21 protein-coding genes are annotated in these 22,545 nt (G+C 52.5%); 9 read left to right on the forward strand and 12 right to left on the reverse strand.

Annotation, left to right across the window (positions count from 1 at the left end; all coding sequences use genetic code 11):
• The first annotated feature begins 10 nt into the window (after positions 1 to 10).
• From P2G53_RS05900 to P2G53_RS05910, 3 genes are all read left to right on the forward strand, one after another.
• On the forward strand, positions 11 to 1,291 hold the full coding sequence (locus tag P2G53_RS05900; protein WP_275815191.1) for a tryptophan--tRNA ligase: 1,281 nt from the start codon (positions 11 to 13) through the stop codon (positions 1,289 to 1,291).
• A gap of 21 nt (positions 1,292 to 1,312) precedes the next feature.
• On the forward strand, positions 1,313 to 2,161 hold the full coding sequence (locus P2G53_RS05905) for a sulfurtransferase (RefSeq protein ID WP_275815194.1): 849 nt from the start codon (positions 1,313 to 1,315) through the stop codon (positions 2,159 to 2,161).
• Positions 2,162 to 2,232: 71 nt separating this feature from the next.
• A complete protein-coding gene (locus P2G53_RS05910; protein WP_275815197.1) occupies positions 2,233 to 3,162 on the forward strand; it encodes a Dyp-type peroxidase in 930 nt (309 codons plus the stop codon).
• Here P2G53_RS05910 and P2G53_RS05915 read toward each other — a convergent pair.
• Together P2G53_RS05915 and cysK are read right to left on the reverse strand one after the other, a co-directional pair.
• Complete coding sequence (locus P2G53_RS05915; RefSeq protein WP_275815200.1) at positions 3,133 to 4,080, reverse strand: bile acid:sodium symporter; 948 nt, start codon at positions 4,078 to 4,080, stop codon at positions 3,133 to 3,135. The two genes, P2G53_RS05910 and P2G53_RS05915, sit on opposite strands and share 30 nt — an antisense overlap.
• A 69-nt stretch (positions 4,081 to 4,149) precedes the next feature.
• Positions 4,150 to 5,118 carry a cysteine synthase A gene (cysK, locus tag P2G53_RS05920; protein WP_275815203.1) on the reverse strand — a complete coding sequence of 323 codons (969 nt, stop codon included), beginning with the start codon at positions 5,116 to 5,118 and terminating at the stop codon, positions 4,150 to 4,152.
• Positions 5,119 to 5,301: 183 nt separating this feature from the next.
• Here cysK and P2G53_RS05925 point away from each other — a divergent pair, with 183 nt between their 5' ends.
• Positions 5,302 to 5,790 (forward strand): sel1 repeat family protein, encoded by a 489-nt coding sequence (locus P2G53_RS05925; RefSeq protein ID WP_275815206.1) that lies wholly within the window; start codon positions 5,302 to 5,304, stop codon positions 5,788 to 5,790.
• Here P2G53_RS05925 and P2G53_RS05930 read toward each other — a convergent pair.
• The 4 genes from P2G53_RS05930 to P2G53_RS05945 form a co-directional block, all read right to left on the reverse strand.
• Entirely contained in the window at positions 5,787 to 7,205 is a 1,419-nt protein-coding gene (locus P2G53_RS05930; RefSeq protein ID WP_275815209.1) for a DUF4139 domain-containing protein, read from the reverse strand. The two genes, P2G53_RS05925 and P2G53_RS05930, sit on opposite strands and share 4 nt — an antisense overlap.
• The gene (locus tag P2G53_RS05935; RefSeq protein WP_275815212.1) at positions 7,198 to 9,189 is read right to left on the reverse strand and encodes an SUMF1/EgtB/PvdO family nonheme iron enzyme; all 1,992 of its coding nucleotides are present in this window, start codon (positions 9,187 to 9,189) and stop codon (positions 7,198 to 7,200) included. The genes P2G53_RS05930 and P2G53_RS05935 overlap by 8 nt, the downstream gene beginning before the upstream one ends.
• A gap of 95 nt (positions 9,190 to 9,284) precedes the next feature.
• Positions 9,285 to 10,133, reverse strand: a complete 849-nt coding sequence (gene kdsA / locus P2G53_RS05940; RefSeq protein ID WP_275815214.1) for a 3-deoxy-8-phosphooctulonate synthase — start codon at positions 10,131 to 10,133, stop codon at positions 9,285 to 9,287.
• A gap of 39 nt (positions 10,134 to 10,172) precedes the next feature.
• On the reverse strand, positions 10,173 to 10,589 hold the full coding sequence (locus P2G53_RS05945; protein ID WP_275815217.1) for a hypothetical protein: 417 nt from the start codon (positions 10,587 to 10,589) through the stop codon (positions 10,173 to 10,175).
• Between the two features lie 183 nt (positions 10,590 to 10,772).
• Here P2G53_RS05945 and P2G53_RS05950 point away from each other — a divergent pair, with 183 nt between their 5' ends.
• Complete coding sequence (locus P2G53_RS05950) at positions 10,773 to 11,303, forward strand: pyridoxamine 5'-phosphate oxidase family protein (protein WP_275815219.1); 531 nt, start codon at positions 10,773 to 10,775, stop codon at positions 11,301 to 11,303.
• A gap of 2 nt (positions 11,304 to 11,305) precedes the next feature.
• Here P2G53_RS05950 and P2G53_RS05955 read toward each other — a convergent pair whose 3' ends face one another.
• The gene (locus tag P2G53_RS05955) at positions 11,306 to 11,515 is read right to left on the reverse strand and encodes a DUF2788 domain-containing protein (protein WP_275815222.1); all 210 of its coding nucleotides are present in this window, start codon (positions 11,513 to 11,515) and stop codon (positions 11,306 to 11,308) included.
• 395 nt (positions 11,516 to 11,910) lie between these two features.
• Between P2G53_RS05955 and nrdA the strand changes: the two genes are divergently transcribed.
• From nrdA to yfaE, 3 genes are all read left to right on the forward strand, one after another.
• Positions 11,911 to 14,175 carry a class 1a ribonucleoside-diphosphate reductase subunit alpha gene (gene nrdA, locus P2G53_RS05960; protein ID WP_275815224.1) on the forward strand — a complete coding sequence of 755 codons (2,265 nt, stop codon included), beginning with the start codon at positions 11,911 to 11,913 and terminating at the stop codon, positions 14,173 to 14,175.
• Between the two features lie 82 nt (positions 14,176 to 14,257).
• Positions 14,258 to 15,388 carry a class Ia ribonucleoside-diphosphate reductase subunit beta gene (gene nrdB / locus P2G53_RS05965; protein ID WP_275815226.1) on the forward strand — a complete coding sequence of 377 codons (1,131 nt, stop codon included), beginning with the start codon at positions 14,258 to 14,260 and terminating at the stop codon, positions 15,386 to 15,388.
• Between the two features lie 13 nt (positions 15,389 to 15,401).
• Entirely contained in the window at positions 15,402 to 15,668 is a 267-nt protein-coding gene (gene yfaE, locus P2G53_RS05970; protein ID WP_275815228.1) for a class I ribonucleotide reductase maintenance protein YfaE, read from the forward strand.
• 232 nt (positions 15,669 to 15,900) lie between these two features.
• On the opposite strand, the gene P2G53_RS05975 is transcribed toward yfaE, so the two are convergent.
• On the reverse strand, positions 15,901 to 17,652 hold the full coding sequence (locus tag P2G53_RS05975) for a diguanylate cyclase (RefSeq protein ID WP_275815230.1): 1,752 nt from the start codon (positions 17,650 to 17,652) through the stop codon (positions 15,901 to 15,903).
• Positions 17,653 to 18,109: 457 nt separating this feature from the next.
• Complete coding sequence (gene cysG / locus P2G53_RS05980; RefSeq protein ID WP_275815232.1) at positions 18,110 to 19,534, reverse strand: siroheme synthase CysG; 1,425 nt, start codon at positions 19,532 to 19,534, stop codon at positions 18,110 to 18,112.
• A gap of 153 nt (positions 19,535 to 19,687) precedes the next feature.
• Here cysG and P2G53_RS05985 point away from each other — a divergent pair, with 153 nt between their 5' ends.
• Entirely contained in the window at positions 19,688 to 20,809 is a 1,122-nt protein-coding gene (locus P2G53_RS05985) for an enoyl-CoA hydratase/isomerase family protein (RefSeq protein ID WP_345799201.1), read from the forward strand.
• 56 nt (positions 20,810 to 20,865) lie between these two features.
• Here the strand turns inward: P2G53_RS05985 and P2G53_RS05990 are convergent, their stop codons facing one another.
• The 3 genes from P2G53_RS05990 to P2G53_RS06000 form a co-directional block, all read right to left on the reverse strand.
• Positions 20,866 to 21,330: a DUF2846 domain-containing protein gene (locus P2G53_RS05990; protein ID WP_275815234.1), complete on the reverse strand. Its 465-nt coding sequence runs from the start codon at positions 21,328 to 21,330 to the stop codon at positions 20,866 to 20,868.
• 712 nt (positions 21,331 to 22,042) lie between these two features.
• Positions 22,043 to 22,405 carry a hypothetical protein gene (locus P2G53_RS05995; RefSeq protein WP_275815236.1) on the reverse strand — a complete coding sequence of 121 codons (363 nt, stop codon included), beginning with the start codon at positions 22,403 to 22,405 and terminating at the stop codon, positions 22,043 to 22,045.
• A gap of 47 nt (positions 22,406 to 22,452) precedes the next feature.
• A partial coding sequence (locus P2G53_RS06000) for an IS3 family transposase (RefSeq protein WP_275815263.1) occupies positions 22,453 to 22,545 on the reverse strand: 93 nt, incomplete at its 5' end.

Here is a 22,545-nt window from a genome sequence, read left to right on the forward strand (position 1 = left end):
GATTGATTCAATGGATAAAAAAACGGTCCTGACCGGTATCACCACCACCGGAACCCCCCACATCGGTAACTATCTGGGTGCTATCAAACCCGCCATTGAGATGAGCCGTGATCCGGCGTTTAACAACTTCTATTTTCTGGCGGATTACCATGCCCTGATCAAGTGCCATGACCCAGAGCGTGTGGCACAGTCCACCCGTGAAATCGCCGCCACCTGGCTGGCGCTGGGACTGGATACTGATAAAGCCACCTTCTATCGCCAGACCGATATTCCTGAGATCCCGGAACTGACCTGGATTCTGACCTGTATGACCTCTAAGGGTCTGATGAACCGTGCCCATGCATATAAGGCATCAGTGGATGAAAACCGTGATGCGGGCAAGGAAGATCTGGATGACGGCGTCACCATGGGGCTGTTCAGTTATCCGATTCTGATGGCGGCCGATATTCTGATGTTCAATGCCGATTTGATTCCTGTGGGTAAAGATCAGATTCAGCATATCGAAATGGCGCGTGATATCGCCGGACGTTTCAACCATACCTATCAGTCGTTGTTCACCCTGCCGGAAGCCGTGGTGGATGAGCAGAATCAGCTGATCCCCGGTCTGGATGGACGCAAGATGTCCAAGAGCTATGACAACACCATCCCTCTGTTCTGCTCGTCTGATGAGCTGCTCAGTCTGATCAACAAAATCAAGACCGATTCACGGCAGCCGGGCGAACCTAAAGATCCGGATAACAGTACCCTGTTCCAGTTGTTCAGTTGTTTTGCTGATCAGTCCGAAGCCGCTACCATGCGCGCGGCTTATGCCAACGGTATTGCCTGGGGTGATGCCAAGCGCGAGCTGTTTGAGTTTCTGGATGCCAAACTCGCTGCACCGCGGACGGAGTTCAACCAATTGATGCAGGACCTTGCGGCGGTGGATGCTATTCTGCACAAAGGCGCTGATAAAGCGCGCGCTGTCGCGGCGCCGCTGCTGGAGCAGGTGCGTATTGCTGCGGGTATTCGTCCGTTGACCTATGTTGCACCTCAGGCCGATAACGATGCGGGCAAGAAAAAGGAAAAAACCGCTGAAGAGATCGCGCGGGCTGAAGAGGGTCGACGTCGTGCGATTCTGATGCCGTTGCGACCTCTGCTGGAGAAGGTAGAGCAGGCGGAGGATAAAACCGCCATGGTCCAGACGCTTCTGGCGGAGAAACAGACTGAAATCGACGGTCTAAAGAAAAAAGCAAAACAGAAAGCTGAAAATGAGCTGGTATTGCTACGGGAAGAGTGGGCCGCTTACCTCTGATCCTGTATTGGGAGGCGTATCATGTACCGTACGCTGGTGGATGCCGAAACCTTGTTTCAGGCATTAAAAAAAGATGCGAGTAGCTGGTTGTTGTTGGATTGCCGGTTTAATCTGGCGGACCCCCAGGCGGGTCTGACAGCCTACAGCGATGGACATCTGCCGGGTGCGTTTTTCCTTGACCTTGAACGCCACCTCTCCTCTCCGGTGACGGAACAAAGCGGCCGTCACCCCCTGCCCGATCCTGCCCAGCTGAGTACCATTCTTAACGCCTTTGGCATGACCCCCGAACATCAGGTGCTCGTTTATGATGATTGTGGCGGTGCCATGGCTGCGCGCGCCTGGTGGCTGCTGCGCTGGCTGGGTCATGATGCCGTTGCGGTGCTGGATGGGGGCCTTGACGCCTGGGAGAGCATCGGCGGTGAGCTATCCCGCGTGATGCCGGTGACGGATGCATCGGAGCAGCCGCCGCTGCAATCTAAGCCGGGCATGGCGCTGACGGTGTCCGAGTTGATATCTGAGCTGGAAGGCCAACAATGTGCTCTGATCGATGCCAGAGCGGCTGAGCGATTTCGTGGTGAAGTCGAACCCATTGATCCTGTGGCAGGCCATATTCCGGGTGCGTTAAACAGGCCACTGACGGATAACCTGACACAGGGCCGGTTTAAGTCGGCCACGCAGCTGCGTGAGGAATGGCTGGCATTGCTGGGTGATATTCAGCCGGAACAGGTGGTGCATATGTGTGGTTCGGGAGTGACCGCCTGTCATAATCTCTTGTCTATGGAATACGCAGGTCTGTCCGGGTCGCGATTGTATCCGGGTTCCTGGAGTGAATGGATCCGTGATTCAGAACGTCCAGTGGCTCTTGGTTAAAAACTTTTTCTATACTATCCAGCAACTTAAAAAAATGCTGGGTAACGGTAGCCGGAATAAGGAACCTAGATATGAGCAGTTTTCAGAGTGGCGTCATTGCTGAGGCCAGCCCTGCAGCCATATTTCTAACATTCAACCAAAGCCATGAAACCAGTGCGGTGCACACCATCCGGCAGGTACTGTCTGAAGTGCCGGATCTGCTGGCAGAGTTCCGTAATCGATTCCCTGATGCTGACCTGCATCTGGTGGCTGCCGTGGGGAGTTGTTATTGGGATAACCTCTACGGTGCAAGGCCAGCGGAGCTGGTACCGTTTCCGACGCTGGAAAACGGACCACTGCTGGCACCTTCCACTCCGGTCGATCTGCTGTTTCATATTCGCTCCTCCCAGCCGGACCTGAATTTTATGCTGGCGCATACCCTGCGTACTTGTCTTGGCAGTGCTGTCGAACGGGTTGAAGAGATTAACTGTTTCCGTTTTATGGATGCCCGTGACCTCACCGGTTTTGTTGATGGCACGGAAAACCCGCAGGGTGATGATCGAATTGATGTGGCGGTTGTGGGTGATGAGGATGGCGAGTTTGCCGGTGGCAGTTACATCCACCTGCAGCGTTATGTGCACAATTTAGCCCTGTGGCAGCAACAGAGCCTGAAAACGCAGGAAGACACCATCGGTCGCACACGGGATGACAACATCGAATATGCCTCCGAAGATAAACCCCTCACAGCACACACCAAACGTACATCGCTGAAAGATGAAAACGGTGATTCTATTGAGATCCTGCGCCACAGTCTGCCCTATGGAGACAGCGAGCAGGGCGGCCTGATGTTTGCCAGTTATTGCCGCTCACCAAAACCCTTCACTCTGATGTTGGAGAGCATGATTCAGGGTGATGGCGAGGGGCATACCGATCATCTGCTGCGTTATACCCGGGCCGTTACCGGACAGGCGTTTTTTGCACCGTCGCTGGCATTACTGCGTTTGCTGGGTGAGAGCCGGTAAACGCAGTTTCGGTTCCAGCAGCGAGTCGGTAAATAACATCAGGAAGTGGAACAGAACGCAGGCCAGTATCGCCTCGCCAATCGGCAGTGACTGATCCAGCGCTGCCAGTACACTGATCGCCACCGGCAGGGTTTTTTGCGACACGGTAAACAGCATGGCAATGCGCGCCCGCGGGTCGAGACCCAATAACCGGCTGGAAATGTATGCCAATGCCATCAAGCTGAAATGTATCAGCCAGGTGGCCAGCACAATCTGCCAGAGCACGCTCAGCTCAAGGGTCTGAAAAATTTCATGGGAACTGGACAGCGCCATCCAGACCGTCAGCACAATGCAGCTGGACGGCAGGTAACGTAATACCACATGCCCCGGATTCAGAGACAGCAGCCTGCGCAGACCCAAACCCACTAAAAACGGCAGCAGTACCAGTAAGACCAGAGATTTCAGCAGTGGCAACGGGTCAATCTCCAGACTGCCCTGCGTATCCAGCGTCAGGCCCAGCATAAAGGGCAGTGTGAACACCCCTACCAGATTCAGCACTACCGTAATGATCAGCGCCCAGAGCGGGTAACCGTTGCTAAGCTGGGTCATCACGATGCAGGTCGAGAGCGTTGGCGGCACGGCTGCTTTGACCAGAATGCCGAGGGCAAGCCCGGCTGGCAGTGCGAGTAACTGAGTGACACCCAGGCCGATCAGCGGCGCAATCAGCAGCGCCATAATACCGGCGACGATCAACGCATAGATAAACTGACGATCCTTGGGTAACTCTTTCAGGTTGGTCTGGTAACCATTGACCAGGAAGATGGTGACCACCATCCAGGGAATCAGACCCAGATTTTTCAGTTCCCCGCCAGGTTCTGGCAGCCACCAGGCAACAATAAAACTCAATACCAGACCGACTGGCAAAAACAGTGATTGCACGCTCAATGTCCGACAACAATGTAGATGAGAAAACCATGGCCCCGCAGGGCCATGGTTGAAAGGTATAGCTTACTGGGTCAGTTCGTTTTCGGTAAAGATACCTTCAAACAACGCAGATGAAAGGTAGCGTTCACCCGAGTCAGGCAGGATGACCACGATGTTTTTGCCTTTGTACTCCGGCTGTTGTGCAACACGCAGCGCAGCACAGGTGGCGGCACCACAGGAAATGCCCGCCAGAATACCCTCTTTTTCCATCAGCAGTCGGGCGGTGGCGATTGCATCTTCATTGCTTACCTGTTCCACCTGATCGATCAGATCAAGTTCCAGGTTTTTGGGTACAAAACCTGCGCCGATGCCCTGGATTTTATGTGGTGACGGTGTCGGGTCTTCACCACGCAGGGTCTGACTGATAACGGGTGAGTCGACCGGCTCAACTGCAATAGAGCTGATCGCTTTGCCCTTTTCGCGTTTGATATAACGGCTGACACCGGTGATGGTGCCACCTGTTCCGACACCGGCGACCAATACATCAATGGTGCCATCGGTGTCATTCCAGATCTCAGGTCCGGTGGTTTTTTCATGGATATCCGGGTTGGCTGGGTTCTCAAACTGCTGCAGCATCAGATATTTGTCCGGATCGCTGTCGACAATCTCCTGAGCTTTGGCAATCGCGCCTTTCATGCCTTTTGGTGGCTCAGTCAACACAATCTGTGCACCCAGCGCTTTCATGATCTTACGGCGCTCCAGACTCATTGATGAGGGCATGGTGAAAATGATGTCATAGCCGCGGGATGCAGCGACAAAAGCCAGCGCAATACCGGTATTGCCGCTGGTGGGCTCAACCAGCGTGATGCCTGGCTTGAGCAAGCCTTTCTGTTCAGCCGACCAGATCATGCTCGCACCGATACGGCACTTCACGGAACCGGCAGGGTTACGTGATTCGATTTTGGCATAAATGTTGGCGTCAGGGGCCAGACGTTTCAGGTGAACCAGCGGTGTATTGCCGATTGTTAGGGAGTTGTCAGCGTAGATCTTCATGATCGTGTCTCTGTCGTCTTATGTTTTTTATGCAAGTGCAGAATAAAAACCCGTAAGGGTATAACAGTATAGTAGGGACAGCAGAAAATCTCGCCTGCAAAGTCGGGTTTTTGCAGCCCGGTGCTGAGAGTTATCCGGCTTTTTGTTACAGTGTATTTTTAATAAGGCCTGATGGAGAGAGGGATGAAAAGAATCATCAATCGCCTGCTGTCGCCGCCCGTGTTCTGGCTGGCAAGCGGGTTATTTCACAGCCCTGTGGCTCGCTCTTCAGCAAAGCGTCACCACAGCGTGATGAAATTGTTTCGTTTTGCTGCAGATAACGGCTACCGTCCCGCCCTTTCTCTGTATGGGCATCTGCTGCATTTCAGAGGTGACGGTATTCAGAGCCGGGTTCAGGGGGGCATGTATATCCAACAAGCCGCTGAACAGGGTGATGAGAAAGCCCAGTACCAGATGGGCCGTATTTTTGAGGTCGGGTACGAACACTACTTTCAGCCCGATCCTGCGATGGCGCTGCGTTATTACCGCATGGCTGCCGAACAGCAACACCCTCTGGCGGTAAAGCGTCTGATTGATGTATTTGAGCAGGGCGAGTTAGGGGAGATGGCTGATGCCGCTGCCGCCCATTACTGGCGGCAGCAAACACCGGTGTTGGCTGGTGGGCTGGGTTAACGTTTTTCCATCTGCACCGAAAAGTTCAGTACCGCATCGCCTTTGGCAGGCACATCAATGATCCAGCGCGCACTACCTCCCTGTACTTTCTCATAAGGCATACTGCTGCGCTGCATCTCCCAGCTCAGCGGGAAATTGGCGGTCAGCTCCAGCTTGGCAGGCGTTGAGCGGGTATTGCTGATACGCAGTTCCTGCTCCACCTGAAAACCATTGAACGTCTTGCTGAACTGAGTCTGGCGGCGCAGGATGCTGACATCAAAGGCTTTGCCCAGCATCAGCTCAACAGTTTCATCTTCGCCGGTATGGTTGATATTACCGCCACCAATAAACTGCAACTGGCCGTTGCTGTCCGGACTAAAGGTGCGCAGATTGCCACTCGGCAATGGGAATCCCAGATGACTCTTCTTATCGTTTTTGAAACGCAGACCCAGATCCGGCTTCACCCGATGCTGGTTGCGCTCCAGCGTGGGGTATACCAGAAACTGATACTGATAGCTGCGTTCTACCGGCACGTTGCTGGCAGTCACCAGTGATACCTGCTTTAGCTGACCGTTCAAAAGATCTACGGAGCGGGGCAGGGTATAGAGATGAAAATCCTGTAGGGTCTCAGGTGCAATTTCAGTATCGGCGGCGACGGAGAGGGTACGCATCGCCTCCAGTCCCTGACGTTTGTACTGCGCATTGTCAGGTTGATTGACGGTGCCTGCCAGCAGACTGATCTGGGCAGCGGGGAAGTCCACGCCGGTGTTGTTCTGCAGGGTTGCCATGCCATCAATGTTCACCGCTGTTCCGGCAGCATTCAGTGTCAGCAGATAATCCATATTCCAGTTCAGGCCGCCGGTCAGATAGCTGATCTCTGCGGTTTGGGCTTTCTTGGTGCCAGCACTGCGGAAGCTCAGACTGGGTTTGGTCAGTAACTGTTCTGGCAGAGAGGGATAGATAAAACGCCACTGCTCCTGATTCAGCGGAATGGTTTCAAACCGGTTGCCCTGTTTGATCAGTGCCCGGTTCCCCTCAAAACTGAGTAACGTGACCTGACTGACCTCTTCATGCCCGGTGGCCGGGTTCAATCGGGCCAGTTGCAGCTCTTTACCGATGTAATGCTGTAGCAGACTGTTCTGATTCAGCAGGTTGGTGTTCAGGTTTTGCTCGTACACCTGTCCCGCGTTTGCAATTCTAAGGCTTTCCGGTTGTAGCTGGTGGCTGACATCTTCAAGGATAATCTGCTCACCCGGATTCAGTTGTGGCAGGGCACGGCTGTCGCGCACCAAGCCAAGATTCTGGTTATAGAGCGTCAGCCCCAGAGTCGTTCTGTCACTGGCGGCGACGTGCGCAGTTTCGACAGCAGGCGCCTGCATCACCAGCAACAGTAATCCGCTGGCCAGGGCGATGTTCAAAACCGTATGTTTATTCATTTACACTGTCCTTTGCACTTTGAGTCAAATCCACGGCAATGCGGAAGCCCCAGCTGTTTCTCTTGCTGTTCGCCGGGTGACGGTAACGGCTGGAAGGTCGGATCAGACGCGCGATCTCAAACCAGGAGCCGCCACGCATGACGCGCTGCTGACAGCCGCTACGCAGAAAGGCTTTGCTGTCAGAGGAGGATTCCGGGTAGTGATCCCGGTAACAGTCAGCGACCCATTCATCCACATTGCCGGTCATGTCATGCAGCCCCCAGGGGTTGGCGGTAAAGCTTCCTACCGGCGCTGCCTGTTTTCCATCCCATTGGCTGCCACATTGATCACAGACCGCCATGTTGTCGCGGAGTTCATTTCCCCACCAATATGTGGTGTTAGTCCCGGCCCGAGCTGCATATTCCCATTCGGCTTCACTCGGCAGGCGGTAGGGTTGGCCGGTGCGTTCACTGAGCCAGCGGGTGTAAGCCACAGCATCCTGCCAGCTGACATTGGTCACCGGCATGTTGTCACGGCCCCAACCGTTATCGTCCGGTTTGCTGCGGCCGGTTTCTTCGGCAAACAGATCGTATTCAGTATAAGTGACCTCAAAGCGCGAGAGCGCAAAGGGTTTGCTAATGCGCACCGTGTTGACCGGACTTTCATTATCATCGCCCTGACCGCTTTGGTCGCCCATTAAAAATTCACCGGCGGGCAGAATAACCATCTCCGGGCCGTAGCGTTTACCGCCAATCTGGTCGCGGAAAATCTGAATCGCCGGATCGTCCGCCTGAGCAGCGCGTTGTGCTGACAGGGCTGCCAGTTGGGCGGTGGCATTATCCAGTTGCAGACTTGTCTCGTTGAGCTTGGAGCTTAACGTCTGGTGTTTGGCCTGAATATCGTCCTTCTGCTGTTGCAACATTAGCAACTGTGCCGCCAGCGCCTCTTTTTCGTCGATCAGCTCCGTTATGGAAGCGTTATCAAATCCGGATGAGCTGATCCAGCCGACCCAGACACCCAGCAGAAATAGACTGATGCCGCCCAGCGTCTGCTTCCATGGCAGTTTTGGCCGCGCTGTGCTTGGAGAATGAGTCGCAGTCGTTTTGGTCAGTTCTGCGGCTGGAGCCTGGGCTTTGATCTCAGGTGGAGTCCCGGGTTCGGCCTGTGCTTCTTTGAACAGGGTTTTGGCAAGTGCAGAGCAGTGACTGTGGCGTTGGCTGGGGTCTGAATCCAGTGCCTTCTGAAGCTGCGTAAACTGCTCATCAGTGAGTGTTTTATGCCCTGGAAGCTGAGTACCGGTGCGTTGTTGCAGTTCAACCTCTGCGGCAAACGGTGGTTGCCCCGTGAGCAGGTGGTACACGATACAGGCATAGCTGAACACATCCGCCTGACGGGTCAGGGGTTGGTACCGAACGGATTCGGGGGGTTGGTACAGATCGCAGTGTTGCAGATTTAGCTCTGCAGGCAGTTGTGACAAGGTCTCGCTCAGGGCAAAACCGAACAACTTGATGCCATGTCCGGGTTGCACAAATACCAGTTCGGGGCAGAGCAGCCCATGAGGCTGGTGCAGTAGCTGAAACCCGCTGTCCAGTGCATGGGCCAGTTGTTTTAACAGCACAATGCGCTGGGCAGTATCAGGCAGTTGTTTTTTGTCCAGCAGTTGTTGCAGTGTCAGTCCGCTGCAGGTTTCGTAGGCCAGAAATGCGGGGCCGCCAGAGGTCTGAAACGCGCCATAACCCTCCAGCAAAAATTTGTTTTTCAGTTGTTTGCTGAGGGCGGCGTGGCGCTTCAGCGATTCAAGCAGGCTGGGTTTGTCCAGCAGTGCCGGGTTGGGGAGTAGCAGCGTCGCTTTGGGGGTGTCTTTAACATGGCAGTCCTCAGCGAGCCAGAGTGTGGCAAATGGCAGGTTGCCAAGGGCGTTCAGCAGGCGAAAACGCCGGTGCTCCGGGCCAAGTAATTGGCCGGGTTGCAGGGTTAAAGCAGAGGAGTCCAATCCATCTTTCACGCGCGTGTTCCTGTGGTTGCAGATCTAAACAACTATCGGCTTAGTTTGCTCAGGCTGGAGCCTGGCTGCAACCACAGGATGGGTGTTCGGATTAATCAGGCCGAGGTGTCCAGGGGCGGGAAGGATTTGACCAGCTCATCCACCGCTTTCATCTGCGCCAGATACGGCTCCAGCTTAGCCAGTGGCAGGGCGCATGGACCGTCACACTTGGCTTCTTCAGGTACCGGATGGGATTCCAGGAACAGACCGGCAATGCCCTGTGACAGACCCGCGCGTGATAGTTGTGCCACCAGTGCCCGTCGACCGTCAGCTGAATCGGAACGTCCGCCCGGCATCTGCAGTGCATGGGTAGCATCAAACATCACCGGGAAACCGAACTCTTTCATGATGGAGAAGCCCAGCATATCCACGACAAGGTTGTTGTAGCCGAAACAGGAACCACGCTCACAGAGGATCAGCTTGTCGTTACCGGCTTCCTGACATTTGTGCAGGATGTGCTTCATCTCATGCGGTGCCAGAAACTGCGCTTTTTTGATGTTGATGACCGCACCGGTTGCCGCCATGGCGGAGACCAGATCGGTCTGGCGTGACAGAAACGCAGGCAACTGGATGATATCGCATACTTCCGCCGTTGGGACCGCCTGATAGGGTTCATGCACATCGGTGATCAGAGGTACCTGAAAGGTTTCCTTGATCTCCTGCATGATCTTCAGACCCTCATCCAGACCGGGGCCGCGGAAGGAGGTTAGTGAAGAGCGGTTGGCTTTATCAAAAGAGGCTTTGAAAACGTAAGGGATTTTCAGACGCTGGGTGACTTCAACATAGTGTTCAGCAATTTTCATTGCCAGATCACGGGATTCCAGCACATTCATGCCGCCAAACAGCACCATGGGTTTGTCGTTGGCAATCTCAATTCCAGCGACGCTGATGGTTTTTTGTTGCATCGTAAGCCTGCTCTCTATTTGCAGATCAGAAAGCGGGTATTATACGTGATCGACAGGGAAAAGGGCGGCATATTTGGCGACCCATTCCAGCGCGGCATCATGCTCGTTCAGGTGACGGCCTTCGTCCTGCCGCACCGCTTCACGGTAGCGGTGGATATAACAGAGCTGTTCCAGCATCCTGATACGCATCACACTCTCACGCTGAGTGAAGGTTACGGTGATCTCATAGCCATCCTGATCAGCATGACAACCAGATACCTGCCCAATTACTTCTGAGCCTGCCTCAATCAGCGGAATACTGATCCCCACATTGCTGCCCACGGCATAAGGCTGCTGGCTATGGCAGAGTAATTTGAGGTTAGAGGGGCCTGATTCTGGAAGAGAGGGAGGTGACATCGGCTGAAGCACGATGGGAATTTCGTTTGGGTGAAGAATGTAGACCTGTAGACTGCCCATAACGGATGTCCTGTGTCTGTCTTTCTTAACAATGTTAGCGGCCAGCGCTGCATTGTCTTTACACTTTAACTGTAGTTTAAATTCTGTCTTATGTTTTCTTGTACGACGTTAGACAGTAGTCGTATCACCTCAATTCTCTGAGATATTATTTTCTTTACACAGAGCATGACCGGGAGTCACTGTATGACGGATGAACAGAACGAACTTTCACAACTCACAGCCGACTGTGAGGCGTTACAGAGCGGTTTTCAAACGCTGCTGCTCTCTACCCTGTCTGGCGGGCAGGTGCCTGAAATCAGTTACGCCCCATACTGGCGTGATGCATCCGGTTGTTTCTGGGTCTTTATCAGTGAGCTGGCGGGGCATTGTCAGAATCTGATGCAAAACCCTACAGCGTCTGTTTTGTTTATCCGTGATGAGGTCCAGTGCAGTAATCTGTTTGCCCGTGAGCGTTTAACTTACCGTTGTGAGGTGGCGGAAACCGCTCGTGGAACAGAGGAGTTTGAAACAGTGCTCGATCAGATGGAGTTGCGTCTGGGCAAGATGATCGGCATGTTGAAAACCCTGTCAGACTTCAGATTATTTTGTCTGCGTCCGACAAAAGGCACGTATGTTGTGGGGTTTGGCCGGGCCTATGAGGTTGACCCGGTGAGTGGCGCGCTCAGTCATATTGATGAGCAACGCCTTAAAGCGCGGCGGGAAGGTAATGACTAAATTCAGATACCACCACCGCCGATCATTTCGACGACCACGGTTTTAACCAGAAAGGCAGCCAGACCCAGACCCAGAGCAAAGAACAGAATAAACGTACCGAAGCGTCCGGCTTTGGATTTTTTTGCTAGGTCATAGATGATGAAAAAAATGAAGCTGGCAAAAATCAGCAGGCCAACATTCAGAGCAATGGCTTCCATCTCGGCTAAACGCATCAGTTACTCTCCTCGGGTTTACAGAGGCGCAAATTTTACCCGATCTTTTTGGTCAGATATAGGCCTGCAAAGCAGGTTGTAAATTTAGTGATCAACCCGTAAAAATTTTTTTTCCTGTGCTGTCTGAACACCCAATAATCAGAAATCGCTGAAACCCGCATGGGGTGGGAGATTCGACAAAAGTCATGGGTCTGCTTGTCGTAATTCGGGCTAAAAATCAAGAGTTGCAATGAAGGGGCAGATAACTATATTTTGTGTCTTACAGGGGTGCGAATACTATATGTTGTGTATTTGTGGTCTAGAGAGTAGAGCGCCGTGACCTCCCTGTTGTCCGATTGATCGCCTTTGGCAGGGGACGCGGCACTGAATAATAACACCTTGGGCTGGGAAGACTGATGCAGCAAGAATTGATGGTTACCAAGCGGGACGGACGGCAGGAAAAGCTGGACCTGGAAAAGATTCACAAAGTGGTCATCTGGGCAGCCGAAGGACTCGATGCAGTATCACCATCAGAAGTAGAGTTAAAAGCCCACCTGCAGTTTTTCGAAGGCATGCGTACCTTCGATATTCATGAGACGCTGATCAAATCCGCAGCCGACCTGATCTCTGAAACCGCACCCGATTACCAATACCTCTCTGCCCGTCTGGCGATCTTCCACCTGCGTAAACGTGCCTTTGGTAGCTTTGAACCGCCACACATTTTTGAGCATGTTAAGAAACAGGTCGAAGCCGGTCGCTACGACAAACACCTGCTGGAAGATTACAGCGAAGCCGACTGGGATGTGCTGAACGGCTACCTGGATCACAAGCGGGATATGAATTTTTCCTACGCGGCGGTCAAACAGCTCGAAGGTAAATACCTGGTCCAGAACCGTGTTACCGGTGAAGTGTTTGAAAGCCCTCAGATCCTGTACATGCTGGTAGCGGCCTGCCTGTTCGCCAACTATCCGCAGGACACGCGTCTGGATTACGTTAAACGTTTCTACGATGCCACCTCGCTGTTCAAGCTGTCCCTGCCAACACCTATTATGGCTGGCGTACGTACGCCAACCCGTCAGTTCAGCTCCTGTGTATTGATTGAGTGTGGCGACAGTCTGGATTCTATCAACGCGACTGCGGCCTCCATTGTTAAGTATGTGTCTCAGCGTGCCGGTATCGGTATCAATGCCGGTCGTATCCGTGCGCTGGGCAGCCCGATCCGTAACGGTGAAGCATTCCACACCGGTTGTATTCCGTTCTATAAACATTTCCAGACCGCCGTTAAATCCTGCTCGCAGGGCGGTGTGCGTGGTGGTGCAGCAACCCTGTTCTACCCGATCTGGCATCTGGAAGTTGAGTCTCTGCTGGTACTGAAAAACAACCGCGGTGTGGAAGAGAACCGTGTGCGTCACCTGGACTACGGTGTTCAGATCAACAAACTGATGTACACCCGTATGATCAAGGGTGAGAACATCACCCTGTTCAGCCCGCATGAAGTGCCGGGGCTGTACGACGCCTTCTTCGCGGATCAGGATGAGTTTGAGCGCCTGTATGTGAAATACGAACAGGACCCGAATATTCGCAAACAGACCATCAAGGCGGTGGAACTGTTTGGTATTCTGGCGGCAGAGCGCGCTCAGACCGGCCGTATCTACATTCAGAACGTTGACCACTGTAATACCCACAGCCCGTTCAACCCTGAACTGGCGCCGGTGAAGCAGTCCAACCTCTGTCTGGAAATCGCGCTGCCAACCAAGCCGCTGAACGACGTGAATGATCCGGAAGGTGAAATTGCGCTCTGTACCCTGAGTGCATTCAACCTGGGTGCCATTCAGAATCTGAATGAGCTGGACAACCTGTCCGACCTGATCGTACGTGCGCTGGACAGTCTGCTGGATTATCAGGATTACCCGATTCCGGCGGCCCGTACTTCAACTATGAACCGTCGTCCGCTGGGTGTGGGTGTTACCAACTTTGCCTACTACCTGGCGAAGAACGGCGTTAAATACAGCGATGGCTCTGCCAACGGTCTGGTGCACAAAACCTTTGAAGCGATCCAGTACTTCCTGCTGAAAGCCTCTAACCAGTTGGCAAAAGAGCAGGGTGCTTGTCCTAAATTTAATGAAACCACTTACTCCAAGGGCATTCTGCCGATCGATACCTACAAGCGTGAAGTGGATGAGTTCTGTGATGAACCGCTGCACTACTTCTGGGAAACCCTGCGCGAGGATATCCGCGAGTTTGGTCTGCGTAACAGTACCCTGACTGCGCTGATGCCGTGTGAAACTTCATCCCAGATCACCAACTCCACCAACGGCATTGAGCCACCACGAGGCTTTGTCTCCGTTAAAGCCAGTAAAGATGGTGTGATGAAGCAGGTGGTCCCTGAATACACTGAATTGAAGCAGCAGTATGAACTGCTCTGGACGATTCCGAACAACACCGGTTATCTGCAGCTGGTGGGCATCATGCAGAAATTTGTCGACCAGTCGATTTCCGCCAACACCAACTACGACCCGTCCAAGTTCCCGAATGACAAAGTACCGATGAAGCAGCTGCTGCAGGATCTGTTGACGGCGTATAAATACGGTGTCAAAACCCTGTATTACCACAACACCCGTGACGGTGCTTCCGACCAGGCTGATGACGGTGGTTGTGAAGGTGGTGCCTGCAAACTGTAAGGCGATCAGGTAAGGGATTTCAGTGCCCGCCGCTGGCGGGCTGAATTAAGGTTTTCAGTTTGTTTCAGGAAAGACAGCCCGCATGAGTTACAGCACGTTTAGTCACAGTGCCCATGATGCTACCAAAGAGCCGATGTTTTTTGGCCGCAGCGTGAACGTTGCCCGTTACGACAAACAGAAGTATCCGATCTTTGAAAAACTGATCGAGAAGCAGCTCTCTTTCTTCTGGCGTCCGGAAGAGGTGGATCTTTCCACTGACCGTAAAGACTTCCTGAAGATGCCTGAGCATGAAAAGCATATTTTTCTAAGCAATCTGAAATATCAGACTCTGCTGGATTCTGTGCAGGGTCGTTCGCCCAACATTGCGTTCCTGCCGGTGGTTTCCCTGCCGGAACTGGAAACCTGGTTTGAAACCTGGGCCTTCAGCGAAACCATCCACAGCCGTTCATACACCCACATTATCCGTAATATCATCACGGAACCGTCGGAAGTGTTTGATCAGATCGTGACCAACCCCGAGATCATCCGCCGGGCGGATTCCGTCACCAAGCTGTATGACGAGTTTATCGAGCTGTCCGGTATTTATCAGATTCACGGTCAAGGCCTGCACACGCTGAATGGCAAGCAGTTTGATACCAGCCTGCGTAACCTGAAACGCAAACTCTATCTGACGCTGGTGTCCATCAATGTACTGGAAGCGATCCGTTTCTATGTCAGTTTTGCCTGCTCATTTGCCTTTGCAGAACGGGCCATCATGGAAGGCAATGCCAAGATCATAAAACTGATCGCCCGCGATGAAGCGCTGCACCTGACCGGTACCCAGCACATGCTGAATATCATGGCATCCGGCGCGGATGACCCTGAGTTCAAGGAGATTGCGGCCGAATGTCAGGAAGAGGTGTACCGCATCTTCCGTGAAGCGGCGCAGCAGGAAAAAGACTGGGCGCAGTATTTGTTCCGTGATGGTTCCATGATTGGTCTGAACGCCAAAATCCTGTCCGATTACGTGGAGTACATCACCAACGTGCGGATTAAGGCACTTGGCTTACAGGAGGTCTTCCCGCCACGTCAAAACCCATTGCCGTGGATGAATGCCTGGCTGATCAGTGACAACGTACAGGTTGCGCCACAGGAAGCTGAAATCAGCTCCTATCTGGTGGGCCAGATCGATAATGAAGTGGCAGACAGTGACTTCGACGGTTTCGATCTCTAAGGAGTTAACACGGATGTCCGGTGTACCGCGCATCAAGGTGAACCATCACCATACGTTTTTTTACCAGTATGAACCCACCTTGCTGGATTCACTGGAAGCGCAGGATATTCCCGCGCCTTACAACTGCCGTGGTGGTTACTGTGGCTGTTGCAAGGTGCGCCTGCTGGATGGCGAAGTGGAATATGTGCAGGACAGCCTGCTTGATTTGCAGGGGGATGAAATTCTGACCTGTTGCTGTATCCCCAAAGGTCACATCGAATTGGAGCTGCCAGAGGACTGAGGCGTCCGGCTCCTGTTAAATTAGTTATCCACAGCTTGGGCGAGACTGTCAGATAATCTCTTGTGCTATTTATGAATAGCGCACTTTCTTGTTTTTTCTTTTTATTTAATTGTTTTTTAACGATTATTTTTCTTGCAGTGCGAGCAGGTTTAAACCGGGCCTGACACTTTCGTTGCGCGTTGCACAAAGACTATGCACTGAGTTATCCATAGGTAAAAGCGCGAGAATTGCTTCAGGAAGAGGTCGAATTTTCCACTTCCGGGTGGTACAGAACTACCCGGTTACGACCCAGTTGTTTGGCTTTATAGAGTGCTTTATCCGCGCGATTGATCGCGGCCTGCACGCTGTGTTCACCGGCTTTCCAGCTGGCAACACCAAAGCTGGCGGTGATATGGATGGTGCCGTTTTCCGTTTCAAGACTAGCGGACTCGAGAGTTTCGCGCAGTCTTTCAGCCAGCAACAATGCTTCATCTTCGGTAGTTTCCGGCAGCAGCACCAAAAACTCTTCACCGCCGTGACGGGAATGGCTGTCGATAGAACGCAAGCAGGTGTTGATCAGTTCTGCCGTGCGCACCAGCACCTTGTCACCATAGAGGTGACCATAGGTGTCATTAATCTCTTTGAAGTGGTCTAGGTCGAGCAGAATCACCGTCAGGCTGCGGTGGTAGCGGAATGCCCGGCTGACTTCACGCTGAGCCTGATCAGAGAAAGCGCGGCGATTAAGCACGCCGGTGAGTGGATCGGTGGTGGCCATCTCGATCAGTTTGCTTTCGGCTTTGCGTCGGGCGTCCACCTCGGCACGCAGATCCTGGGTACGTTCTTCTACCCGTTTTTCCAGATGTTCCTGTGCTTCCCGCAACTGCTGTTCACGGTTGGCCAGACGTCGACTCATTTTATTTATATGGTTGGCGATCAGGCCCAGTTCGTCCTGTCGGTTAACCGGAATGCTGTCACTGAAGTCACCCTCCGCCGTGTGCTCCAGTGCCTGGATGATGCGGTGGATACGCTGCATGATCCAGCGATCAAACAGGTTTGCGATCAGCACATAGGCGAGGAACAGCACTGCGACAATCACCAGCGTACTGATGCTGAGCATCTTCTGTATCAGCATTTCAAACGGCGACAGATCAAAAGCGGTACGGATTACCAGATAGTCAGCACTGTGCAGGCGAGAACGGTTGAGATCGGCCCGGCTCAGGAAGTAGATAATATCGCCAGCATCCTGCTTCACAACCGTATGCTCCGGAATGTCCGGCAGGGTCTCCAGATCAATTGGCTGACCGTTTTGCAGGAAAGGAAACGCGGAATAGTTGTTGATCAGGTAGATATCAATCTGTTTCAGCAGTTGGCTGGTCGAGGTAATTTCTGTAAAGAAGTCACCAAAAATAAAGTTCATGTAGCGTGTTGAGCGGTTCCGGCTCAGGTACTTCTTCACATCATATGAAATTTCATAGATGTAATCGGAACCTTCCGGGCTGAAGTAGGCATAGATGGTGATCAGGCCGGTTTTGCTGGAGACGTTGATACGGTCGACTTCAAGCCGCCCGGAACCAAAAAAATCATTCAGGTACCGGCGGAAATCGTCATTGATTGTGCCCAGCTCAAAACCGATGTCCGGCAGGAAGTTGGTGGCGACGACCGTGGTGCTGCGGTCAATCACATAAATACCGTCCACCTGATACTCTTCAGCCATTTTCTGCAGCTTGTCCGGAGACCAGAAGATAGGATCAAACGGTTCTTTAGTCAGTACCTGAGTAATAATGGGCAGGGTATGGTGCGCGTGGGCTTGTATCTGACGTTCATCGTAAGCCAGCAGTTCATCAAACACCTTAAAGCGTTCGCTGACATGCTCATGTACCTGTTCTACCTGTTGCCGCAGTTGGGTCTGAATCTCGCCGCTGGCCATGTAATACAGTGCCAGGCTCAAAACCGAACCTGTACCCAATACAGCCAGGGTGATTAAGGTGCGTAACAGTCGTTTCACAGGTACGTGTCAAATAAGTTCTGAATTAACCGCTGATCATACCTTATATATATTCAAAAATCGTTATATCCATTAGGTTAGTGGGGTATTGGTCCTGAGGAGTAAAAAAGATGCATTCTGATGGCGCATTTACAAGAATCAGGCATTAAAAAAGGGCAAAAAATATAAAAAGTTCACAGGTCAATAGTGCAATGTGCTTTTGGCCTAAGATTTTTTCTTATTTTTGTGTTTTTCTGTCTTGATATTATTAAGTTATTGAAATAAAAGAGTTTTATTCCGCTGAGTGCAAATTCGACAATTTGCTGAAAAGCACCGTTTTACAGGGCTTTCAGCCATCTGCCCCAATATTATTCACTGACTTATCCACAGGGATTGGGGAAAACTTTCGGGAGGGGAAATGCCCTCAGGTTTTATCGCCAGAGGGCAGGTCTGAGGGCAAGGGATGTTGACAAAAAAATCAGTGTCCCGCTTTCACAGGCGTCAGGTTCTGGGACAGCACCTCTTCACCGAACCAGCTCAGGTTTTCATGCAGACTGACCACCTCGCCCACAATGATCAAAGCAGGGGCGGGCAGTTGGGCTTCGGCCTGCAGTGCAGGCAGTGTTTCAAGGGTCGCCGTCAGCACTTTCTGATCGAGGGCTGTGCCACGGGAGACAATCGCCGCCGGGGTGCTGCCGGGTTTGCCGTGGGCGATCAGCTCAGCACAGAGGTGATCAAGGCTGTGCAGGCCCATATAAAACACCAGTGTCTGGTTGGGGTGCACCAGTTCGGCAAAATTAAGGTCAGAGGTGCGGTTCTTGAGCTGGCCAGTGATGAATTTCACCGACTGGGCATAGTTGCGGTGGGTCAGCGGAATACCGGCATAGGTTGAACAGGCGCTGGCTGCGGTAATGCCGGGTACCACCTGAAACGGGATATTGTGCTGTTTGAGGCTTTCGAGTTCTTCACCGCCACGGCCAAAGATAAACGGATCACCGCCTTTCAGACGCACCACCCGTTTGCCTTCCAGTGCGTGTTGTACCAACAGGGCGTTGATGCCTTCCTGCGGTACGGCGTGGTTATCGCGCTGCTTGCCAACAAATACCAGATCCGCATCGCGGCGGCACAGGTCCAGCACAGCCGGAGAGACCAGCGCATCGTAGAGAACGATATCGGCCTGCTGCATCAGGCGCAGGGCTTTAAAAGTCAGCAGCTCCGGATCACCGGGGCCGCCGCCAATCAGATACACTTCACCGATCTGATGTTCCGGGTTGCCCTGTTGCAGCTTTTCTTCAATCAGGCTGATGGCCTCTTTGTCGCGACCGGCAAAGACTTTTTCTGCCACCTGACCCTGCAACACAGATTCCCAGAACATGCGGCGGTGATTCACACTGCCAAAACGGGCTTTAACCTGGTTGCGGAACTGCTGAGCGATCTCCGCCAGACGGCTATAAGAACGCGGAATCCAGGTTTCCAGTCGGGCTCTTAACAGACGCGCCAGAACCGGTGCCGCGCCGCCAGAGGAGATACCAATCACAATCGGTGAGCGGTCAACTATCGCCGGGAAAACAAAGGTGCACAGGCGTGGGTTATCCACCACGTTCACCGGAATGCCTTTAGCCACAGCATCAAAATGCACCCGCTCATTAAGCTGGTCATCATCGGTGGCGGCAATCACCAGTACCTTGTCATCCAGCAGGCCTGCGTGATACTCACCGATAATGATCTGACCTGCGGACTCATCCAGCAGAGTTTCCAGATCGGCGCAGACCTGATGCGATACCACGTGAACCAAAGCGCCAGACCGGCAAAGCAAGCGCGCTTTACGCAGTGCAACGGCTCCGCCGCCAACCAGCAGAACAGGTTGTTCGGTCAGTTTAAAAAAGAGCGGTAAATAATCCACGCGGTGTTACTCCGGACATCAACTGATTTTCTCTAAGTTTAACAGCAGGGCCGGTGCATACCCAGAAAGTGGAGCAGATTTCTGTCGGCTTCTGTCGCTAGAATGGGTGGTTTAATTTCGAGTGACTTTTGCAGCCCCGCTAAGGAGTATGGCGTGTCAGATATAACCGCCCAAGAACCCTGCGTGATCTTCAATGAAGTGCCATTACGGCAGGAAGGCATCCTGCTGCAGGTGACCCTGAATGCGCCGCGCAGTCTCAATGCGCTCAGTCTGCCGATGATCGAGCAAATCCAGCCCAGACTGGAGGCGGCGGCTACAGACGACCGGGTGCGGGCGATTCTGATCCAGGCCAGCGGGGAGAAAGCCTTTTGTGCCGGGGGCGATGTGGTGGCTCTGTGCCACGCGATCCGTCAAGGTGATCAAACGTTGCCTGAGCAGTACTTTACGGCGGAATACCGGCTCGACTATACCCTGCACACCTACCCCAAACCGGTAATCTGCTGGGGCAGCGGCATTGTGATGGGCGGCGGCATGGGACTCATGAATGGCAGTAGTCATCGCATTGTGACCGAAACCTCGATGCTGGCAATGCCGGAAGTGACCATTGGTTTATACCCGGATGTGGGCGGTAGCTGGTTTCTGAATCAGATGCCGGGCAGCATCGGCCTGTTTCTGGCCCTGACTGGCAGCCGGTTGAATGCATCGGATACCCTGTTACTGGGGCTGGCAGATCACTATATGGACAGTCAGCATCTGGAAACCCTGGTCCACCACCTGCAACAGGCGGACTGGGGTAACGATCCGGATCATACCGTGGTCAGTCGGGTGCTGGGTCATCTGGCGCGGCGACCTTACCCTAAACTGGAGGACACCTCTAATGTCTTCCGGCATTTGGAAATCATTCAGCGGCTGATGCTTAACCCTGATCCCCAGACGTTGATTGAACGCCTGACCGATCTGGCCAGTGAAGATGCCTGGTTGCAACGGGCTTTGCAGTCCATGCGCCACGGCAGCCCACTGGCAATGCACCTGATCCAGCAGCAACTATTACGCTGCCGCCATCTGTCCCTGAAAGAGGTGTTCCAGCAGGAACTGGTGCTCTCAGTTCAGATCTGCCGGCAGGGGGATTTTGCTGAAGGTGTCAGAGCCTTGCTGGTGGATAAAGACAATAAACCACAATGGCGTTACCCATCGCTGGCTGAAGTGCCGATGGCTGAGGTTGAAGGTTTTTTTGCGGCGCCCTGGGCGCAGAATCCATTGGCCGACCTGTCCTGATTCAGAACAGGTCGGTGTTATGATGATTGTCGAGTAAGGCTTGGCGAAAACAGGGATTACATCGGTTTGCTGCAGTTGCCCGGTTTTGCCATATCAAGCTTGGCGACCGCCATTTTACCCTGTTCTTCCGGCATCAGCTCCAACCCTGCGCCACCGACAAACACGCCCATTTTGATGAACTGTCTTATGAAGTAGTTCTTGCCCGCTTCAAACATTACCTCCAGCGCGTTGGGTGAAAACTCGGATTCTGTGTCGATCCTGTGGGTTTTATCACCTTCAACTTCGGTGTAGAAAAATACATCGGGTGCGCTCTCGCCCAGACAGTTGGAATTAACCCAGATATCCTTTTTAAGTGCTTTGCCGACAAAGCTGTCCCGATAGATATATACCCCGGCATTGCCCTCGCTTGGCGGGTTGAATTCTTTCGCCTTGGCTGAATCCGCGGAGGAAGCCATATCTACGGAAGCGCATCCTGATAGGGTCAGCGCGGCGGTCATGGCGATAGCAGGTAAAATCTTCATTCAGTCTGTTCCTTGATTGAGTAATGAAAGCGGGTCTGTGTTGTTATAGAGCTTGTGTGCTCTGGGTTATGTTTTCATGGGTTGATCCGAGACTGGAGCGATACTTTTAAGGGATAGTGACACCTCAATCCTGGGTGTTTTTAAGTCATCCGTTGCCGTAGTCGAGATGTGGATTGGCTTGTAACGCGTTGCTCAGCAATTCTGACTAGCGTTAGTGTTTTTTCTTTTTGCAGTAACCACAAAATCTCAAATATATATATTGGTGAAGCGATAAATGCCTGTAGCTGCCAAGGGAGACTGCCTATCCCTTTAAGGGGGCCAAGTGTTACTAGCAATAAGTAGAGTGCGATCATCAGCACAAAAAAAATCAGATAGGAATAGGTCCTTACAATTGCCAAAGTAACTTGGTGGGGACTTCTCGCTTTTAGTAATAAGTTCTTTTTATTGCGCCATTTTGCAATTCTGAGGCGGCCGTGTACTCTTCTCGGGGTCAAAGAAATGTGCGTTAGCAAATACTCACCCAAACGAGTGAGCCTCCTTGATAACATGGCAATAAATAGACTGCCAAGGATGCTGACAAGTACAGAGGACTCAAAAAGAACTTCCATATAATCTTTTATTTCCTTTTATGTGAGATGCTTTGCTAAGGGGCGACTGCGCAGTAGGCGTCCCGCGGAGGCCGCTTCCGGCCGAAGTGTAATTGAGCAAGTTGTTAGCTGCGACTGACATTGAGCACCAAGCCATTTAATTGAGCACCGCCTGGAGATACAGCAAATTTAAGCAGTTTTTTCTTTGAGACTATATGGAGTTGAAGCTCGGTAAACTCTTTTGCTTTAAAGAAGGTGGATATTTCCGTGATGATTAGATCGTCTTCAATTGTGACCGACACTAAGTCCAGCTCGTGAAGGTGATCTTCGTCAGATCGTTGGTTTGAGTCTACTGGAGCGAGTGTAAAGCTGATAGAAGCCACACCGTCATTTAACGAAGCTTCAAATAATTTAGCCCCCATCGATTCACCAGTATTTTCATACTGCAAATAGACAGAAGATTGTCCCTTTCGAAGGCTTCTTTTCATGCTTACTCCTTAAGCAGTGGTCCTACCCACAAAAAGTAGACACTAGGTTATGCGCATTTGCGCTCATACTCTGCCGGACTGACATAGCCCAAAGCCGAGTGCCTACGTATGCGGTTATAAAATACTTCGATGTATTCGAA

Origin of the sequence: Neptuniibacter sp. CAU 1671 (assembly GCF_029222905.1) — a bacterium.
GTDB lineage: Bacteria > Pseudomonadota > Gammaproteobacteria > Pseudomonadales > Balneatricaceae > Neptuniibacter.

Coding starts and splice junctions, on each gene's coding strand:
- P2G53_RS05900 (WP_275815191.1), top strand. CDS start 11: ATGGATAAAAAAACGGTCCTGACCGGTATCACCACCACCGGAACCCCC.
- P2G53_RS05905 (WP_275815194.1), top strand. CDS start 1,313: ATGTACCGTACGCTGGTGGATGCCGAAACCTTGTTTCAGGCATTAAAA.
- P2G53_RS05910 (WP_275815197.1), top strand. CDS start 2,233: ATGAGCAGTTTTCAGAGTGGCGTCATTGCTGAGGCCAGCCCTGCAGCC.
- cysK (WP_275815203.1), bottom strand. CDS start 5,118: ATGAAGATCTACGCTGACAACTCCCTAACAATCGGCAATACACCGCTG.
- P2G53_RS05925 (WP_275815206.1), top strand. CDS start 5,302: ATGAAAAGAATCATCAATCGCCTGCTGTCGCCGCCCGTGTTCTGGCTG.
- P2G53_RS05930 (WP_275815209.1), bottom strand. CDS start 7,205: ATGAATAAACATACGGTTTTGAACATCGCCCTGGCCAGCGGATTACTG.
- kdsA (WP_275815214.1), bottom strand. CDS start 10,133: ATGCAACAAAAAACCATCAGCGTCGCTGGAATTGAGATTGCCAACGAC.
- P2G53_RS05945 (WP_275815217.1), bottom strand. CDS start 10,589: ATGGGCAGTCTACAGGTCTACATTCTTCACCCAAACGAAATTCCCATC.
- P2G53_RS05950 (WP_275815219.1), top strand. CDS start 10,773: ATGACGGATGAACAGAACGAACTTTCACAACTCACAGCCGACTGTGAG.
- P2G53_RS05955 (WP_275815222.1), bottom strand. CDS start 11,515: ATGCGTTTAGCCGAGATGGAAGCCATTGCTCTGAATGTTGGCCTGCTG.
- nrdA (WP_275815224.1), top strand. CDS start 11,911: ATGCAGCAAGAATTGATGGTTACCAAGCGGGACGGACGGCAGGAAAAG.
- nrdB (WP_275815226.1), top strand. CDS start 14,258: ATGAGTTACAGCACGTTTAGTCACAGTGCCCATGATGCTACCAAAGAG.
- yfaE (WP_275815228.1), top strand. CDS start 15,402: ATGTCCGGTGTACCGCGCATCAAGGTGAACCATCACCATACGTTTTTT.
- P2G53_RS05990 (WP_275815234.1), bottom strand. CDS start 21,330: ATGAAGATTTTACCTGCTATCGCCATGACCGCCGCGCTGACCCTATCA.
- P2G53_RS05995 (WP_275815236.1), bottom strand. CDS start 22,405: ATGAAAAGAAGCCTTCGAAAGGGACAATCTTCTGTCTATTTGCAGTAT.